The organism is Ottowia thiooxydans DSM 14619, from assembly GCF_000422885.1.
Classification (GTDB): Bacteria; Pseudomonadota; Gammaproteobacteria; order Burkholderiales; family Burkholderiaceae_C; genus Ottowia; species Ottowia thiooxydans.
This window is the reverse complement of sequence record NZ_KE383945.1, coordinates 1-16,968: the sequence shown is the minus strand read 5'-3', so window position 1 is coordinate 16,968 and position 16,968 is coordinate 1. Positions and strand designations below refer to the sequence as shown.

The 16,968-nt window shown below is 59.9% G+C and carries 19 protein-coding genes; 4 read left to right on the top strand and 15 right to left on the bottom strand.

What is annotated here, in order from left to right; all coding sequences use genetic code 11:
* Positions 1-11: 11 nt before the first annotated feature.
* Positions 12-707: a nitroreductase gene (locus G518_RS0132340; RefSeq protein ID WP_028605993.1), complete on the bottom strand. Its 696-nt coding sequence runs from the start codon at positions 705-707 to the stop codon at positions 12-14.
* A gap of 93 nt (positions 708-800) precedes the next feature.
* On the opposite strand from G518_RS0132340, the gene G518_RS0132335 reads away from it, so the two are divergent.
* Positions 801-1,961 carry a thiolase C-terminal domain-containing protein gene (locus tag G518_RS0132335; protein ID WP_028605992.1) on the top strand — a complete coding sequence of 387 codons (1,161 nt, stop codon included), beginning with the start codon at positions 801-803 and terminating at the stop codon, positions 1,959-1,961.
* A gap of 21 nt (positions 1,962-1,982) precedes the next feature.
* Positions 1,983-3,008, top strand: coding sequence for an NAD(P)H-dependent flavin oxidoreductase (locus tag G518_RS0132330; protein ID WP_028605991.1), 1,026 nt, complete (start codon positions 1,983-1,985; stop codon positions 3,006-3,008).
* Positions 3,009-3,255: 247 nt separating this feature from the next.
* Here G518_RS0132330 and G518_RS40305 read toward each other — a convergent pair whose 3' ends face one another.
* On the bottom strand, positions 3,256-3,405 hold the full coding sequence (locus tag G518_RS40305) for a hypothetical protein (protein WP_156909630.1): 150 nt from the start codon (positions 3,403-3,405) through the stop codon (positions 3,256-3,258).
* Positions 3,406-3,587: 182 nt separating this feature from the next.
* On the opposite strand from G518_RS40305, the gene G518_RS0132320 reads away from it, so the two are divergent.
* Positions 3,588-4,001 (top strand): putative toxin-antitoxin system toxin component, PIN family, encoded by a 414-nt coding sequence (locus G518_RS0132320; RefSeq protein ID WP_036596900.1) that lies wholly within the window; start codon positions 3,588-3,590, stop codon positions 3,999-4,001.
* A gap of 102 nt (positions 4,002-4,103) precedes the next feature.
* Here the strand turns inward: G518_RS0132320 and G518_RS0132315 are convergent, their stop codons facing one another.
* The 6 genes from G518_RS0132315 to G518_RS38045 form a co-directional block, all read right to left on the bottom strand.
* Positions 4,104-5,063, bottom strand: coding sequence for a branched-chain amino acid ABC transporter permease (locus G518_RS0132315; protein ID WP_028605989.1), 960 nt, complete (start codon positions 5,061-5,063; stop codon positions 4,104-4,106).
* Between the two features lie 3 nt (positions 5,064-5,066).
* A complete protein-coding gene (locus G518_RS0132310; protein ID WP_028605988.1) occupies positions 5,067-5,951 on the bottom strand; it encodes a branched-chain amino acid ABC transporter permease in 885 nt (294 codons plus the stop codon).
* 48 nt (positions 5,952-5,999) lie between these two features.
* Positions 6,000-7,220, bottom strand: a complete 1,221-nt coding sequence (locus G518_RS0132305; RefSeq protein WP_028605987.1) for an ABC transporter substrate-binding protein — start codon at positions 7,218-7,220, stop codon at positions 6,000-6,002.
* A 124-nt stretch (positions 7,221-7,344) separates the two neighbouring features.
* Positions 7,345-8,058, bottom strand: coding sequence for an ABC transporter ATP-binding protein (locus tag G518_RS0132300; RefSeq protein WP_028605986.1), 714 nt, complete (start codon positions 8,056-8,058; stop codon positions 7,345-7,347).
* A gap of 69 nt (positions 8,059-8,127) precedes the next feature.
* Positions 8,128-8,889: an ABC transporter ATP-binding protein gene (locus G518_RS0132295; protein ID WP_028605985.1), complete on the bottom strand. Its 762-nt coding sequence runs from the start codon at positions 8,887-8,889 to the stop codon at positions 8,128-8,130.
* A gap of 213 nt (positions 8,890-9,102) precedes the next feature.
* Complete coding sequence (locus G518_RS38045) at positions 9,103-11,013, bottom strand: FMN-binding glutamate synthase family protein (RefSeq protein ID WP_084652486.1); 1,911 nt, start codon at positions 11,011-11,013, stop codon at positions 9,103-9,105.
* A 190-nt stretch (positions 11,014-11,203) separates the two neighbouring features.
* On the opposite strand from G518_RS38045, the gene G518_RS40300 reads away from it, so the two are divergent.
* On the top strand, positions 11,204-11,359 hold the full coding sequence (locus tag G518_RS40300; protein WP_156909629.1) for a hypothetical protein: 156 nt from the start codon (positions 11,204-11,206) through the stop codon (positions 11,357-11,359).
* A gap of 14 nt (positions 11,360-11,373) precedes the next feature.
* On the opposite strand, the gene G518_RS0132280 is transcribed toward G518_RS40300, so the two are convergent.
* From G518_RS0132280 to G518_RS38040, 7 genes are all read right to left on the bottom strand, one after another.
* Complete coding sequence (locus G518_RS0132280) at positions 11,374-11,856, bottom strand: CinA family protein (protein WP_028605984.1); 483 nt, start codon at positions 11,854-11,856, stop codon at positions 11,374-11,376.
* A gap of 313 nt (positions 11,857-12,169) precedes the next feature.
* Positions 12,170-12,646, bottom strand: coding sequence for a phosphatidylglycerophosphatase A family protein (locus G518_RS0132275; protein WP_245598234.1), 477 nt, complete (start codon positions 12,644-12,646; stop codon positions 12,170-12,172).
* 208 nt (positions 12,647-12,854) lie between these two features.
* Positions 12,855-13,100 (bottom strand): Pathogenicity locus, encoded by a 246-nt coding sequence (locus tag G518_RS0132270; RefSeq protein WP_028605982.1) that lies wholly within the window; start codon positions 13,098-13,100, stop codon positions 12,855-12,857.
* A 4-nt stretch (positions 13,101-13,104) separates the two neighbouring features.
* Entirely contained in the window at positions 13,105-13,719 is a 615-nt protein-coding gene (locus tag G518_RS0132265) for a glutathione S-transferase family protein (RefSeq protein ID WP_028605981.1), read from the bottom strand.
* Positions 13,720-13,911: 192 nt separating this feature from the next.
* The gene (locus tag G518_RS0132260) at positions 13,912-14,799 is read right to left on the bottom strand and encodes a ParB N-terminal domain-containing protein (RefSeq protein ID WP_028605980.1); all 888 of its coding nucleotides are present in this window, start codon (positions 14,797-14,799) and stop codon (positions 13,912-13,914) included.
* A gap of 148 nt (positions 14,800-14,947) precedes the next feature.
* A complete protein-coding gene (gene thiL, locus G518_RS0132255) occupies positions 14,948-15,955 on the bottom strand; it encodes a thiamine-phosphate kinase (protein WP_028605979.1) in 1,008 nt (335 codons plus the stop codon).
* Between the two features lie 49 nt (positions 15,956-16,004).
* Complete coding sequence (locus G518_RS38040) at positions 16,005-16,841, bottom strand: gamma-glutamyl-gamma-aminobutyrate hydrolase family protein (RefSeq protein ID WP_051237655.1); 837 nt, start codon at positions 16,839-16,841, stop codon at positions 16,005-16,007.
* Positions 16,842-16,968: the final 127 nt, after the last annotated feature.

Genomic DNA, 16,968 nt, shown 5'->3' with positions numbered 1-16,968 from the left:
ATTGGATTATGTCAGTCGTTGAACCGAACGAAAGCTTCGAGTTCATCTCTTTCAGTCACCAGGGTATTTTCGATGGCGGCCGGATCGGCATGTCCCAGAGCCATACCGCAGACGAGCGTTTCGTGGGCAGGAAGTTTGAGGTGAGCGGCGATCAGTCGGTGGTATGGCCTGAACGCCGCTTGCGCGCAGGTGCCGAGGCCGCGAGCCTGCGCCGCAATCATGATGTTCTGCAGGAACATGCCGTAGTCTAGCCATGATCCATGTGACATCACACGGTCGATGGTGAACATGAGCGCCACCGGTGCATCGAAAAAAGTGAAGTTTCTCCCGAGCTGTGCATGCATGCCTGGCTTGTTTTCGCGGGTCAGACCCAGCAAAGAGTACAAGCTCCAACCGACCTTGCGGCGACGATCGATGAACGGTGAGATCCAACGGTCAGGGTAGTACGGGTACTCCTCTGAGTGCTGCTCCCGCAGTTCCGGCGAATCGTGGATCCGCAGGATTTCTCGCGACAGCCGCTCCTTGGAGTCGCCCCGCAGGACGTGCACCATCCAAGGCTGCGTATTGGTGCCAGAGGGCGCGCGGGCGGCGCAGCGCAGGATCTGCTCGATGTCTTCCCGTGCAACCGGATCGGAAAGAAATGCCCGAATCGACCTGCGTTCCAGCAGCACTCGGTCGACACAACGCTGCATATCCGATTCGATCATCCCGCTTGCCCCCGACTGCCATTGTCAAAAATTAAATATTACGTTAATATTTTAATCACAAAACGCCATAAGGTACGTTTGAAGGAGATATCAGTGGGAAAAGCAGCCATCGCAGGAGTCGGTTACACGGCGTTCACGCGCAATTCCGGACGCACCGTCCTTGATCTGGCCTGTGAGGCCGCATCGGCCGCGTTGGCTGACGCGGGAATGCCAGCGCGCGAGGTGGATGGCGTCGGCTCCTTCATGGTGCTCAATGACTCTGTCACCTGTAACGCGTTGGCCACCGCGTTGGCCCTGCCTGGTCTGCGCTGGGTGCTGGACTTTCAGCAAGGCGGTCAAAGCCCGTCGCATGTGGTCGGACAAGCCGCGATGGCCATAGAAAATGGGCTGGCTGAATCCGTCATTGTGTTTCGCGCGCTGAACGGCCGTTCTGGTGTGCGTGTGGGTAGCGGCCAGATGCCGGGCGGTGCGTCGCAGTACCGCTATCCCATCGGCTATGACTCTTACCTGATGTACATCGCCATGTGGGCGCGTCGCTATTTACACGAGACTGGGCAGGGGCCAGAAGCACTGGCAAACGTGGCGGTTGCGCAGCGCTGGTTTGCCGAACGCAATGAACGCGCGGTCCAGCGCAAGCCGCTAGATCTGGAGAGCTATTACAAGTTGCCGTGGATCGCTGATCCTTTTCGTGCGGCCGACTGCACCGCCGAGGTAGATGGCGCGTGCGCGATCTTAGTGACTTCGCTGGAACGTGCGCGCGATCTACGCCATCCACCTGCCGTCGTCGCCGCCGCTGCTTACCGTGCGGGCGCCCGGCCCGGCCTCGACATCGGCGACCAGATGCTCTATGACGACTACACGCGCAACTTCACCAGCCTGTTGAGCGAGGAGCTCTACCGTCGTGCCGGTATTTCTGCGAATGACGTGCAATTCGCTGAGATCTATGACTGCTTCACTAGCGTGGTGCTCATGGGACTTGAGGGCATGGGCTTTTGCGAGCGCGGCGAGGCGGGCGCGTTCATCGCCTCCGGGGCCACGGCGATCGATGGGCGCCTGCCAGTCAACACACATGGCGGATTGTTGTCTGAGGGCTATCTTCATGGCATGAATACAGTAGCCGAGGCAGTGCTGCAGATGCAGGGGCGTGGTGGCAACCGGCAGGTGCCGCGCCACGACTGTTGCGTGGTGACTTCGGGAGCACTGTGCGACGGATCGGCCATGGTTCTTCTCTCCGATCAAGCCGCTACAAGCTGATCCAGCACTGAAAGATTTCCTATGAAAACCATCACGACACGGTTCACGGAACTCGTGGGTATCCGCTTTCCTATCGTGCAAGAGGGGATGGGACCTTTTCGTACCTCTCGTCTTGCAGCTGCTGTATCGTCTGCAGGTGGCCTGGGCACTGTGAGCATTCCCGGCATGACCGCAACACCGGAAGTGGGTGCGCGCGACATGCGTGCGCAGATCGATGAGGTGATGAAGCTCACGTCAGCGGTTTTTGCGGTCAATGTACCGGTAGGAACTACCGAATCTGGCGAGATGATGCCTGTGAGTGCCGCCTATGTGAAGGCCGTTCTTGATGCGCGTGACTCGGACCCGGCCATCGCCAAGCAGTTGCGTGTGTTGACCACCAGTGCGGGCTTTCCTGGCATGTTCCGTGACCGCATCAAGGACTCAGGGATTGTTCACATGCACAAGGTTGGATCCACCCGTCAGGCGCTCAAGGCGGAAGCTGCCGGAGTAGACGTGGTGATCGCATCCGGCTACGAGATGGGCGGGCACACACACGCTTCGCCGGTTCACACCTTTGTGCTGATTCCCAATGTTACTGCTAAGGTACGCGTGCCGGTTCTGCTCTCCGGTGGCGCGCACGACGGCCGAACACTCGCTGCTGCGCTGGCGATGGGCGCTGATGGTGTGGCTATGGGCACTCGCTTCATCGCCACATACGAGAACGAATGGCACCCTGTATATCGACAAAAGATCGTGGACGCACGCGAGGGTGACGACACGCTCTTCCCTTCTGTCTACGGGCCAGGCCGTGGCTTAAGAAACCAAGGGGTGGAGCGGCTTCGGGAACTCATAGACGCCGGTGAAATGTCTGCCGAAGCGCTGAACGAATGGAAGGACAAGGCTTTGATACGTGCGCAGAGCGAGGGCGATGTCGAAGACGGCCTGATCGCAGCTGGCCAAGTTTCCAGCGCAATCGACAGCATCGTGCATGTAGCGGAGTTTGTGCCAAAGATGGCGGAAGAAGCCTGTGAGATTTTGCAAGCCCTGGGGGGGAGAGTCCGGTCTTGAAAATAGGCTCTCAAAGGCGTTGAAAGGCCTCCTCGGTCACCTCCAAGGTTCCATGACGCCCTTGCGTCGACGCTGTAGGCTGCTAGCTGCACGAAAGAGCTGCCATGCGTGGAGTGCGGATCGATCGTGCCTTGCCGCACGTGCAGCGCGAACTGGTGCTCAAGCTCCGGTTGCGAGAATGGTGCCGTCCTCTTCAGAGGCAGTGTGATGCCCCAGATCGATGTGCTGCATTGACCGGTATAGCCAACTAATGGACGTTATCCTGCAAGTTCTGCGTACTGGCCCCGTTACCCACGACCGTGGTCAGCTGAGCATGCAGGGTGGTCGCAAGCTGAGCTTGGGATGCGGGGAATGGAAGCGGGAGCGGGTGGCCAACGGCGGCTGGAAAGAACCGCATGTATGCTTCCTGTCGGGCAGTGGTTGTTTGGAGAGAGGCCGTTTCGCCAGGGGGAGTTCTAGGTACCGCACAATCGCTGTGTGTTTCACGGCAATTCTTGCCACATGATGGAGATTGGTAGCGTGCAACGGATCTTGGGTTCCAACGATGCATTCGGAAATGCGGGCGCGTAGGTTGTGGGTATGACGACCAAACTGGTCATCGACACCAACGTGGCTTTGGATTTGCTGGTGTTTGCGGATCCCACTACGGAGGCATTGCGCGAAGCGCTACTTGCGGAGAAGGCCATCTGGCTTGCGAGCACGGGTATGCGTGATGAATTGGCGCGGGTGTTGGACTATCCCAAAGTGGCGCCCCGCGTAGCGGCCCGTGGCCTGGATGTCGAGGCAGTCCTGGCTGAGTTTGATCGGCTGACGTGCATCGTAGCGCCCGCACCCACAGCGCCTTGCCGGTGTGCTGATGCTGATGATCAGCCTTTCATTGACCTGGCCGTTCAGCACGGCGCGCTTTTACTGAGTAAAGATGCAGCCGTGCTGTCTCTGCGCCGGCCAATGCAATCTCTCGGTGCAAAGACTTCGTCAACATGGACGGGGTAGGGGCAGAGCAACCGGCTGTGGGTCATGGGCTCTCTGCGGGCCAAGGCTGTTGAGCCACCTCCTGCGCACTGGGGCCAGGCTCTGTGGCCGATCAAAGAACGCTCAGAGCGATTTCTTAAACCACGCCCCGACTTCGCCCACAATGCCGCGCCTGAACAGCAAGACGCAAACTACGAAGATGGCCCCCTGAATCACCAAAACCCAGGAGCCCAGTTCGGCCAGATAGTTTTGCATGGTGATGATCACCGCGGCGCCCACGACCGGACCAAAGATGGTCCCCATGCCGCCCAGCAGGGTCATCAAAATGACCTCGCCTGACATGCTCCAATGCACGTCCGTCAGCGAAGCAAGTTGAAATACGAGAGACTTGGTGCCACCAGCCATTCCTGAGAGGGCTGCAGACAGCACAAAGGCCCGGAGCTTGAATTTGTCTGCGTCATAGCCCAGCGAAATAGCGCGTGGTTCGTTTTCTCGAATGGCTTGGAGTACCTGGCCGAAAGGCGAATGGACGATACGGTAGATCAGCAGAAAGCCGCCGATGAAGATCGTGAACACGAACGCGTACATCGCCATCGGTTGCGATAGATCGATCAGGCCGAATAGCCGTCCGCGCGGGACGGCCTGGATGCCGTCTTCACCGCCAGTAAATGGTGCCTGGAGGCTGAAGAAGAAAACCATCTGGGCCAGCGCCAGCGTGATCATGGCAAAGTAAATGCCTTGTCGGCGAATGGCGAGCATGCCCGCAAGCCAGCCTAGGGTGGCCGCGCACAGCGTTGCGAAAAGAATAGCCAACTCGGGTGTGAAGCCCCAAACCTTGGCGGCGTGTGCTGCCGCGTATCCCGCACTGCCGAGGAACATGGCGTGGCCGAACGAGAGCAACCCGCCAAATCCAAGCAGCAGATTGAAGGAGCACGCAAACAGCGCGAAACACATCACTTTCATCATGAAAACTGGATATACGCCGGCCAGCGGGGCCAATGCGAATACCAAAGCCATGGCGATGAACACCTTGCGGTGCGTGGCACTTGCCGCCAGTGCGGTATTGGTGGTGGGCGCGGTCATGGCTTACTTCTGAGTGCCGAACAGGCCTGCTGGCCGGATCAGGAGCACTATGGTCATGATGATAAAAATAACGGTGCTGGAGGCTTCCGGGTAGAACACTTTGGTAAGCCCCTCTACAAGCCCCAGGCCGAACCCTGTGACGATGGCGCCCATGATGGAGCCCATGCCTCCGATCACCACCACCGCGAAAACCACGATGATGAGATCCGCGCCCATTTGAGGGCTCACTTGGTAAATAGGCGCAGCCATCACACCGGCCAGTGCGGCCAGCGCTACCCCGAAGCCGTAGGTGAGCGTGACCATGCGAGGCACGTTGATGCCGAAAGCTTGAACGAGTTGCGGATTCTCCGTGGCCGCTCGCAAATAGCCGCCCAGTTTGGTGCGCTCTATGACAAACCACGTGCACAAGCAGATGACAAACGAAGCCACAATGACCCAGCCTCGGTACTTCGGCAAAAACATGAAGCCCAGGCTGATCCCACCAGAGAGCTCCTCCGGAATGGCATAAGGCAAGCCAGTGGAGCCATACTCATTTCGGAAAAATCCCTGGATCATCAGCGCCAAGCCAAAGGTCAGTAGCAGGCCGTACAGATGGTCCAATTTGTATAGCCTGGCCAGCATGGTGCGCTCAATGATCACGCCCAAAGCGCCTACCAGGAGCGGAACCAGCAGCAGCGCCCACCAATAACTCAACCCCACCACGTTCAGCAGAAGGTAAGCACCAAAGGCACCCAGCATGTACTGGGCACCATGGGTGAAGTTAATGATGTTGAGCAGGCCGAAGATGACAGCCAGCCCCAGTGAGAGCAGGGCGTAGAACGAGCCGTTAATAAGGCCAATGAGCAATTGCCCCATCATGGCCTGGATCGGAATGCCGAAGACTTCCATGCGCTCTCTCGTTCCCTGTTAACTCTGATATGAAGGCTGGTGTGCTGATTACTTCTGGGCGACCAGCGGGCAGTTGCCTTCAGCCAGTGGGCGGAACGCCTGATCAGCTGGAATGGTCTGCTTCAGCTTGTAGTAATCGTAGGGTCCTTTGGACTCTTTGGGCGCTTTGACCTCGAACAGATAGACGGGGTGAATCTTGCGTCCGTCAGCACGAATACTGCCCTTGCCGAACAGTGGATCGTCTGTGGGAAGCTCTTTCATCTTGGCCACTACTTTGGTGCCGTCGTCGGTCTTGCTGGCGTCGATCGCCTTCAGGTAGTGCATTACACCCGCATAGACGCCGGCGTGGTCTGAGGATGGATACTTGCCTTTATTGGCTCCGGCGAAGCGCTTAGCCCAGGCACGGCTGGAGTCGTTCAGATCCCAGTACCAGGCTTCGGTCACGTTCAGGCCTTGTGCAGTCGCCAGACCCAAGCCGTGAATGTCCGGCAGGAACACCAGCAATCCAGCCAGTTTTTGTCCACCTTTGACGATGCCGAATTCAGCGGCTTGTTTGATGGAGTTGATCGTGTCGCCGCCTGCATTGGCCAGGCCGACGATCTTCGCCTTGGAGGCCTGGGCTTGCAGCAGGAACGATGAAAAATCCTGAGTCGACAGCGGAACCTTCACGCCGCCAAGGATCTTGCCGCCAGAGGCTTTCACGACTTCTGACGTATCGCGTTCCAGGGCGTGACCGAAGGCGTAGTCAGCCGTCAGGAAAAACCAGGTATCGCCGCCGCTCTTCACCACTGCACTCCCTGTGCCATGAGCAAGCATCCACGTATCGTAGAGCCAATGTACGGTATTGGGCGAGCATGCCTTGCCGGTCAAGTCAGAAGCGGCAGAACCGGTGTTGACGTGTACCTTGCCCTTTTCCTTGGTGACTTCGCTCACCGCCAGGCCAACCGAGGAAGTTGGTACGTCGACAATCATGTCCACGCCGTCGGAGTCATACCATTTGCGAGCGATGCTGGAACCAATGTCTGGCTTGTTCTGGTGATCGGCAGAGACGATCTCCACCTTCAGCGTTGATTTGGTGGCCTTCACATAGTCTTCGACGGCCATCTTGGCGGCCAGCACAGAGCCTGGGCCACCGATGTCGGCATACACGCCAGACATATCGTTCATCACGCCAATCTTGACAACGTTGCCCGATATCTGGGCTTGGGCCAGGCCAGCTGCGGTGAGGCCAACGGCGGCCATGAGAGAGCACAGTAGTTTGCGTTTCATCGGTTTGTCTCCTTGACTTAGTGGACTGTAAAAAGCGGATATCACCCTATGCCTCGGCGCTTGGAGCGAATGATCGCTGGCTCCGGGAGGATTCAATTTTCTGAAAGGGCTTGGCAATCAATGCTCACACTCCCAGGGACTCATGCAAGGTGTGCATGTTGTCTTTGAGTTCGGCGGCGGAAAGCTCACGCAGGATGAGGCCACGCTCCATGATGTAGAAGCGATCAGCCAATGGCGCGGCGAAGCGGAAGTTCTGCTCCACCATGAGGATGGTGAAACCGCGTTTTCGGAGCTCCTGGATCATGCGCGCCAAGGTCTGCACAATCACTGGTGCGAGACCTTCCGAGATTTCATCCAGCAGCAATATCTTGGCACCCGTACGCAGAATGCGCGCTACCGCCAGCATTTGCTGCTCTCCCCCTGAAAGACGACCGCCCGGGCTGGAGCGGCGTGTCTTCAGGTTGGGGAACATGGTGTAGATCTCGTCCAGGCTCATGCCGCCTTCCGCGATCTTGGGCGGCAGCATCAGGTTTTCCTCGCACGTGAGCGAGGTCATGATGCCGCGCTCCTCGGGGCAGTAACCCAGGCCAAGCCGTGCAATCTGGTGAGGCGCCAAGCGCACGGTTTCTGAACCGGAAATCGATATGGATCCGGTACGCTTGCCCACCAGCCCCATGATGGCGCGAAGCGTAGAGGTGCGGCCGGCGCCGTTGCGGCCCAGCAGAGTAACGACCTCACCCGGCATCACAGATATGTTCACGCCATGCAGAATGTGCGACTCGCCATACCAGGCATGCACGTCCTTGAGCTGAATGGCAGGGGTGGATGAGGTGCTCATGTCAGAAGTCCACAGCGATCGTGTTTGGGCCCGTGCGCTGGTGCGAGCATGGAAGAGGGTTTCCGCGCATTAAAGAGTTTCATCGGCACTGCCCATGTAGGCTTCCAGCACCTGCGGGTTGCGAGACACCTCCGCATAAGGCCCCTCCGCAATCACTTCGCCGAACTGCAACACGGTAATCGTGTCGGCAATCGTGCCCACCACGCCCATGTTGTGCTCCACCATCAGAATGGTGCGGTTGGCAGCCACCTTCTTGATCAGCTGAGTGACCATTTCCACATCTTCCAGGCCCATGCCTTGCGTAGGTTCATCCAGCAGCATCAACTGTGGGTCCATGGCCAAGGTCGTGGCGATCTCCAGCGCGCGCTTGCGGCCATAGGGCAAATCTCCGGCCTCCAGGTCGGCGAACTCGGCCAGTCCTACGAAACCAAGCAATTCCATGCAACGGTCGTCAAGCTGGTTCAGCGTGTGTTCCTTTTTCCAGAAGTGAAACTCTGTGCCCAGTTTTTGCTGCAATGCCACGCGCACATTCTTCAGCACGCTCATGTGCGGGAAGGTGGAGGAAATCTGAAATGACCGCACCACGCCACGCCGTGCGATCTGCGCAGGTTTCTCTTTTGTGATGTCCTGGCCATCAAACAGGATTTGCCCGCGTGTGGGTTCCAGGAATTTGGTGAGCAGGTTGAAGCACGTCGTTTTTCCGGCTCCATTAGGGCCGATCAACGCGTGAATAGTACCCCTGCGTACTTTGAGGTTGACGTCGCTGACGGCGACAAAACCTTTGAACTCTTTGACGAGTCCCCGTGTTTCCAAAATGATGTCTGAACTCATGCGACCCGTGTGCAAAATTTTCCGATTCCGCTGTAGACCGGGGAATTATGCGGGGGCTAAGTCGCTATGCCGATTGGGGTTTTGCCGATTCGGGTTTGTACCGGAGCTTCCCCATGATCTGGATCAGTTGTTCTCTTCGGGTATGTACCTATTCAATCGACGCTCGCTTGACGGGCGTCAAGTTATGACACCCTCATGCTGTTTTGGCAAGCGCTAGCCTACGTCCGTCGCTTTGGCTTTTTCGGCCGCATGTGCTTTATCGGACGAGGTCCATTCGGTGGGCACTTGAGTGGGTGAGGCAGGCGTCGCCGCAGGGGCAGGGGCCTGTTCGGCGGCCACTGGATGCTCTGGTGGTGGCTCGGGTGGGTGATTGGTTTTCAGCTCCTGCGCCACTTCGCGTGCGGACGCAGGTGCCCGGTTTCTATAGCCCGCATGCGAATCCCGCAGGTCAGGCGGTGTTTCGCCCGCAGTAGGGTGTTGCGGCGCAAAGCTGTGCGCGCTGGCGAGGGGCCAATACAGTCGAAACACATTGGGCTGATGGGCCAGGTCGTTCAAGATGGCGCCCGCTTCCAGACGCGGCATCAAGGTGGAAAGCAGACGCACTTCGGTATCGTCGATGCGCCGCACGATGTGGTGGGAAGTCACTTCATCGGGGTGCTTCAGGCCGGCTGCTTGCAGCAATTCCTTGAGGGCGTGCAAGGTATTGGCATGAAACTGCGCTACCCGGGGAGCCTTGTCGGTCACCACCAGTGCTTTCTGACGCAGCGGGTCTTGTGTGGTCACTCCGGTGGGGCAGCGGCCCGTATGGCAGCTTTGAGCCTGTATGCAGCCTAGCGCCATCATGTAGCCTCGCGCTGAATTGCACCAATCGGCTCCCAGCGCCAGCATGCGCACGACATCGAACGCGGTGATCACCTTGCCAGCGCAGCCGAGCTTGACGCGATCACGCAAGCCGATGCCAATCAATGTGTTGTGCACCAGCCGCAAGCCTTCTTGCAGCGGTGTGCCCACATGGTCCACAAATTCCACCGGCGCGGCGCCCGTGCCGCCCTCAGCGCCATCAACGACGATGAAATCCGGCGTAATGCCCGTCTCCAGCATGGCCTTGGCGATGGCAAACCACTCCCAGGGGTGCCCAATGCAAAGCTTGAGGCCAGTCGGTTTGCCACCCGAGAGACGGCGCAATTCAGCCACGAAGCGCAGAAGTTCCACGGGCGTCGAGAAGGAGCTGTGCGCTGAGGGCGAAATGCAATCCACGCCTACGGGCACACCGCGCGTGGCGGCAATTTCAGGTGTGACCTTGGCGCCTGGCAACACGCCGCCGTGGCCGGGTTTGGCGCCTTGGCTGAGCTTGAGCTCTATCATTTTCACCTGCGGCTCGCAGGCTTGCTTTGCAAAGCGCTCGGGGCTGAATTTACCGTTGGTATCTCGGCAGCCGAAATAGCCTGAGGCGATTTGCCAGATCAGGTCTCCGCCGTGCAAGCGGTGGTACTGGGAGATGGAGCCTTCGCCGGTGTCGTGCGCGAAGCCGCCAATCTTGGCACCTTGGTTGAGCGCCAGAATGGCATTGGCCGACAAGGCGCCAAAACTCATGGCGGACACATTGAATACGCTTGCGCTGTAAGGCTGTGTGCAGGGCTCGGTGCCGGGGTTTTGCGCGCCCGGCTGGCCGCCGATCCAGAGCCGGAAGTCGTGCGATTCGATCTTCGTCGGGCTCATGGAGTGGTTGATCCACTCGTAACCTTCGGCGCCCACATCCAACTGTGTGCCAAACGGTCGGTTGTCCGGGTCACCTTTGGCGCGCTGGTACACCACCGACCTTTGGGCACGAGAAAAAGGCTGAGCCTCGGTGTCGCTTTCAATGAAATACTGACGCATTTCCGGGCGGATGAATTCCAGCACGAAACGCATATGCCCCAGTATGGGGTAGTTGCGCAGGATGGCATGGCGTGTTTGCACGAGGTCATACACCCCCAGTGCGACCAGCAGGCCGGACGCCAGAAACCACAGGCCCCCGCTGCCGAAGGCAATCATGGAGAACAAACTCAGGATCAGCACCAGCGCGCACAGGGCGAGTGTGCTGTAGCGAACGGTGTTCGAGGGCGTCAGGGATGATGCGGACATAGCGGGCTTTCTTTATGTGCGCGTCCTGGACGCGCTAAGCTGGCGGGTGACCGCAGCGAGTGTTCAGAACATCATACGTGTATGAAATGAAACTTCTTGCAGACCACCTGCCCGCACGCCATGTCTCTGCCGCGAACGAAAAGCGGAGGTCCGCAGTTCAGCGTGCAGAGAAGGTACGAACGAATCCCTCATGCCCCCTGTGACCGCCAAAAACCACACGCTTGGCGTTGCCTGGGCCGGCCGCACCAATGCACGCCGTAGCTCGATCTACACCTGTGCTTCGCGCCTGGAGTGGGCGGTTTCTGGCGGCCCTTTCGGGCATGCAGGATTCACTGACACCTTCTGAGCTCGATCGTGAGATCAAACAGTGCTCAGTCTGGCCAACAACCCGCGCAGCGCATGCTCTACGGTGGCTGCTCGTACGCGAGCGCGATCACCTTCGAAGTGCGCGCACTCGCTGATGGTTTTGCCGTTCACACACCAGCCGAACCACACGGTGCCCACCGGCTTCTCCGCACTACCGCCGCCAGGCCCCGCGACGCCGGTCACCGCCACGCTGACCTGGGCGTTTGATCGAGCCAGCGCACCTTCCGCCATGGCGCGCACGACGGGCTCGCTCACGGCGCCATGCAGAACGATCAAGTCCATGGGAACTGCGAGCAATTCAGATTTGGCTGCATTGCTATAGGTCACAAAACCACGATCGAACCAATCGGACGAGCCTGCGAGGTCTGTACAAGCCCCCGAGATCAGCCCGCCTGTGCAGCTCTCCGCAGTGCAAAGCTGCCAGCGATGTCCGCGAAGTGCGGCAGCCAATTCCTGAACGATGTCATTCATATTCATATCCGTCATCCATAGTGCTCTGCGCTACCCATATCGCACCACACGGCCGTAAAGCTCCTTCCCCCGCATGCAGACTTGAGCCCCAGAACCTGAGACTGTGACTGAGCGCTGGTATTACTCCTTCCCCCGTTGGGGGAAGGTTGGGCGGGGCCGGCCAACCGGTGGGGGCAAGCAGCGTGTCCATGGTGGCACCCCCTCCCCGAGCACACGGACTTACTCCCTCTCCCGCATGCGGGAGAGGGTTGGGGCGGCCGGCTGCGGCGTGAGGGCCAGCAGCTTCCACATAGCGCGCCACGTCCCCCCATCTGGCCCCTCACCACACCTGCCAAAGCGCAATCACCCCTAGCGTGCAGAAAGCCGCCACCAAATCATCCCAGACGATCCCAAACCCGCCGCGCCATCCTTTCGCACCATGAAAGAGCCGGTCAGCCCAGCCCACAGGTCCGGGTTTGACAGCATCAAAAAAGCGAAACAGCGCAAATGCCACCACTTGCGCCCAGAAGCCGGCAGGCAGCACCAACCACAGCACGATCCAGAACGCGATGATCTCATCGACCACGATGGCGCTAGGATCAGCGATACGCAAGTGCTTGGCGGTGACCGTACTGGCCCACCAAGCCACGGCCAGACCAATCACAATCACCCAGGCTTGCTCCACCGGGGTGGTGAGCCATTGCGTCAGGACCAACCAGGCCAGCCATCCCCACAAGGTGCCGGCAGTGCCGGGCGCGAGGGGCGAGAGCCCGGAGCCGAACCCAAAGGCGATCCAATGCGCGGGGTGCGTGCGCATGAAGCGGGCACTGGGCCGTACGGCACCCGCTGGTGGCGGCCCCGCGGCGGGGGAAAGCGGTTCGAGTTCGACCGGTTCAGGGGCTATTGCCGCCCTGGGTACAGTTTCGGCAGGGCGAACCTGCACATCAGTCACATCTTCACGGGGGGCGTCGGCCAGGCTCATGGGGTTCTGAACACGATCTAAGAACAATCGAAAGCTGATCCTATCAGCCGGGCGCTTTATGCTGCTGCGCTTCCTCAATCGCAGCCGCGATTGCGGCGCGCGCCTGAGGGCTGTTTTTCCAGCAGCTTGATCCGGTTAGCTGCGCACCTCTGGCCAGGATATCCACCGGGTGCTCGCTCGCCAGGTGCGCGAGCGACTCAATACCCATTTGCTCCAGCCGCGCGATGACCGTGGGGCCCACGCCCTTTACTGCCAGTAAGGCGCGGCGTTCACTGAGCGGAAAAGGCATTAGATTACTTCTTTGCTAACAACGCGTTGTCGATTTCCTCGGCTCGCAGAGCCGCCGGCCGGGTCCGGTGGAGCGTCGCAAATTGTGTGAAAGCGGGCCTGGCTTCCAGTAGTTTGAACTGCAGGTACCAGCTTAGAGAGGCCGCCACCAGCAGATCGACCGCGGTGAAGTGATCACCAGCCAGATGTTCGCGGTCTTTTACCGCGCTTTCCAGCGTGTCAAGCAGCTCCTGCTCAGTACCGAACCCCGCCATCCGTGGATCAGGCAGCTTGGCTGCTGATGCCTTGGCTACCATCAGTTGCTCCATTGGCCCCATGAAGCTGATCCACCGATAGTAAGGGCCACGTGCGGCGCTGCCCACCGGCGGCGAGAGTTGCTTGCCCGGCACCAGATCGGCCAGGTACATGGCGATGGCGGCGTTTTCCGTGACCACCGTATCTCCGTGCTTGATGGCCGGCACCTTGCCCATGGGATTGATGGCGCGGTATTCGGGTGCCTTCATCGTAGTGTCGTAGTCGAGCAGCACGGTTTCATAGGGCAAGCCGGTTTCTTCCAGCATCCAGCGTGCAACTCGGCCACGCGACATCGGGTGGGTATAGAAGGTGAGAGGGGCGTTCATAGGTTCTCCTTGTCGGTGAATTATCCAATCCCGAATCGGCATGGTCCACTTCTGGCTGATAGAGCCGCTTCGGCGGCCCCTACTGGCTCAGCTCGACGGGTGAGGATTTCAGGCGCGTCAAAAATGATGCGTCTGCTGAAGCAGCGCAAGCTGGCTCCCGCCGGACGGAATCAAGCCGTCCGGTGCCGAGCATCAGTCGGCGTCGCTGGGGCTGAGCTGGGCCTGCAGTTGTGCGATGCGCGCGCGCAGGCTGGCGTTCTCGGATTCCAGCTCGCGAACACGGGCCAGCAGGCTGTCGACGCTGTGTTCCTCCGAGGTCGCTGCGGCTTCATCGCCCGATCCCGTGTCTTCTGGCTTGGGCTTGCGTTTGGCCTCACGTACCCGTTTGGCAGCCTGGCGCAATTCCTTGGCGCCGCCATGGGCAGCTTGCGCTTGTTCCTCGGCGGGCAGGCTGGCGACCGTGGCGGCAGTGCTGAGCGTGATGTCGCCCGCCCTGACGGCCGCCACCACCTCGGGTGCAGCCTGGCTCTGGATGGCCTCGATCATGCGCACCTGGGTGCTGCTGAGGCGCGCGGCCTTGGCCAGGGCCTCACGGCTTTTCAGCAACTGCGTGTCAGCGGGGGCGGTGGTGGTGCCGGAGGGGGGCTTAGGTTCGGGGCTGGCCTCGTGCGTTGAAGTGCTGCCGTCCCCATCCACGTCAAAGGGAGGGCTACCGGCTGGGCTGACGGATCTCTCAGCCGCGGGTGCAGTTTTCAGGCGTGTTTCCAGAATGTCGCGCTTGCGCAGCGCAAGCACGCCGCGTTGAAAGTCCGAAATGCTGCGCCGGCCCAGGTGCTGGTCAATCATCCACAGATGCACGTCTTCCAGCGTCTGGAATTGGAGCGCCTGTACGGTGGAGAAAGGCAAACCATGTTTCTGGCAGATGCCGTAGCGGTTGTGCCCGTCGACCAGCAGATCACCCCAGAGTACCAGTGCATCGCGGCAACCTTCGGCCAGGATGCTGCGCTCCAGCGCGCTGTATTCGTCTGGGGTAAGAGGGTCGATATAGGCTTTGAGGTCTTCCTTGACAACGATATCCATGAGCAATAAATCAGGCGCGAGAGGGTGATGGGCGAACCGCCGAGGCCGAGGCCGGCAGGCGCGGGCTGGAGAAACGAAAGGGCGCGATTCTACGCGTGCGGTCTTCGGCTTTTACAGGCTGGGTTCCCTGCGGGGAATGAAGGGACTCCTAGTCGAAGTGGTCGAAGGCGCGTGCCTCCAGTGGCGTGGGTTGACCGTTCGCTTCGATGAGACGCAGGCCTGGCTGCTCCACGATTCGACCGACGCGGGTGACCGGGGTGGTCGCACGCTCGGCGGCTGACTGCACGGCACGGCGGGCGGCCGCGGGTGCGGTAAAGACAAGCTCGTAATCGTCGCCGCCAGTGAGCGCCAACTGGAGTAGGGTCTCTGAATGGAAACGACCTCCTGCCAGCGAGGGAAAAGCGCCAGCGGCCGTCAGATGAGCCCCCATGCTGGCTTCGATCTCCGCTCCGACCGAGCTGGCCTTCAAGATGTGTCCCAGATCACCCGCCAGACCGTCGCTCACGTCCGCGCAGGCGCTGGCCATACCACGCAGTGCCACGCCGAGGGCCAGGCGCGGGGTGGGGCGTTCCAGCCGTTGGCGCGCAGCGGCCATCACGTCGGGCGGTAGCATCCATTCGCCACGAAGGACGCCCAAGGCGAGGCGCGCATCGCCCAGCGTGCCACTGACCCAAATGTCGTCACCTGCATGGGCACCATCTCGCCTCAAGGCCTGTCCGACGGGTAACTGACCAAACACGGTGATACACAGGTTGAGTGGCCCTGCAGTGGTGTCGCCCCCGATGAGGGGGCAGTGGTGCGCGTTGGCCAGAGCCAGCAGCCCGCCTGAAAAGGCCGCGAGCCATGCCTCGTCGCGGGCGCGCTCAGGCGGCAGTGCCAGAGCCAAGGTGAACCCCAGTGGCTCGGCTCCCATAGCCGCGAGATCACTGAGGTTGACCGCCAGCGCTTTGTGGCCCAGGGCGTTCGGGTCGACGTCGGCGAAGAAATGGCGACCTTCCACCAGCATATCGCTGCTGATGGCGATTTGGGTGCCTGGAGCGGGCTGTATCAGGGCGCAGTCGTCGCCAATGCCCAGCGCGATGGTGGTTAATTGCGCTTTTGCTTGTGTTTGAGCGGGCGTCTTGAAGAAGCGCTCTATCAGTTCAAACTCGCCCATGTCGTGTTTAGTCCGGAATGCTCTTTGAACGTGCTCTTAGATCCGTTTTTCACCGGATTTTTTCACGCACATGCGCCATGCTGTCCGTGAGGAAACGCATGCGGCCCGCACGCCGAACAGCGGCCTTTAGAAAAGCCATCATCAAGGGGCCGCTGTCAAGCACCCCGGGTAAGCCATCTTCCGCACCGCCCATGTGAAACTCAGGATGCCATTGCACTCCCATGACGAAGGGTGCGTCTGTATGGCGAATGGCCTCGGGCACCAAATCAATGGGGCTGCGCGCTTCGAGCACCAGCCCTTTGCCAAGGCGATCAACGCACTGGTGGTGAATGCTGGTGACGCGCTGCGGCTCGTAGCCGTAAATATCAGACAGCCGAGAGCCGGGAAGAAAATGCACTTCGTGGGTCAGCCGGTCGTAATCTCGTTCGTCCTGGTGCCGGATGGCGCCCGGCCATTGCGTGGGGATGTCCTGGATCAGCGTGCCGCCAAAGTAGACGTTCAGAAGTTGCGCCCCACGGCAAATGCCCAGCACCGGCTTGTCGGCCTCCACGAAGCCGCGCAAAAGATCCAGCTCGTATTCGTCGCGAATTGGATCGCTATCTGTGTCTTCCTTCCATGGCTTGGCGCCATAGGTTTCGGCGCAGATGTCAATGCCGCCTTGAAGCACCAGGCCGTCCAGGCTTTCCACCAGATCGCGAAACGGTGGGTTGCGGCGCTTGCGGGGGACGCGCTCGTCGATGAATGGGATCATGAGCGCCACCACCCCGTGCGACATGATCCACTGCGCCATATTGCTTTCCAGAAACTGCAGGCGCTTTAGCGGTAAGCCAAGCCCCGGCGGTGGGCTGTGCAGCAGACGAGCGGAAATCCCGATGCGAATGGTCATTTTCTTATTGGACGTTCAGCGGTGAGAAGAATCTTAGAGCCTGTTCAAAGTCTCTGCGCGAGGGCTATTGTGTTCGAAAGACTGTGGATGCAAGGCGAAAAACGCAGGGATACCTCGTGGTATCGCG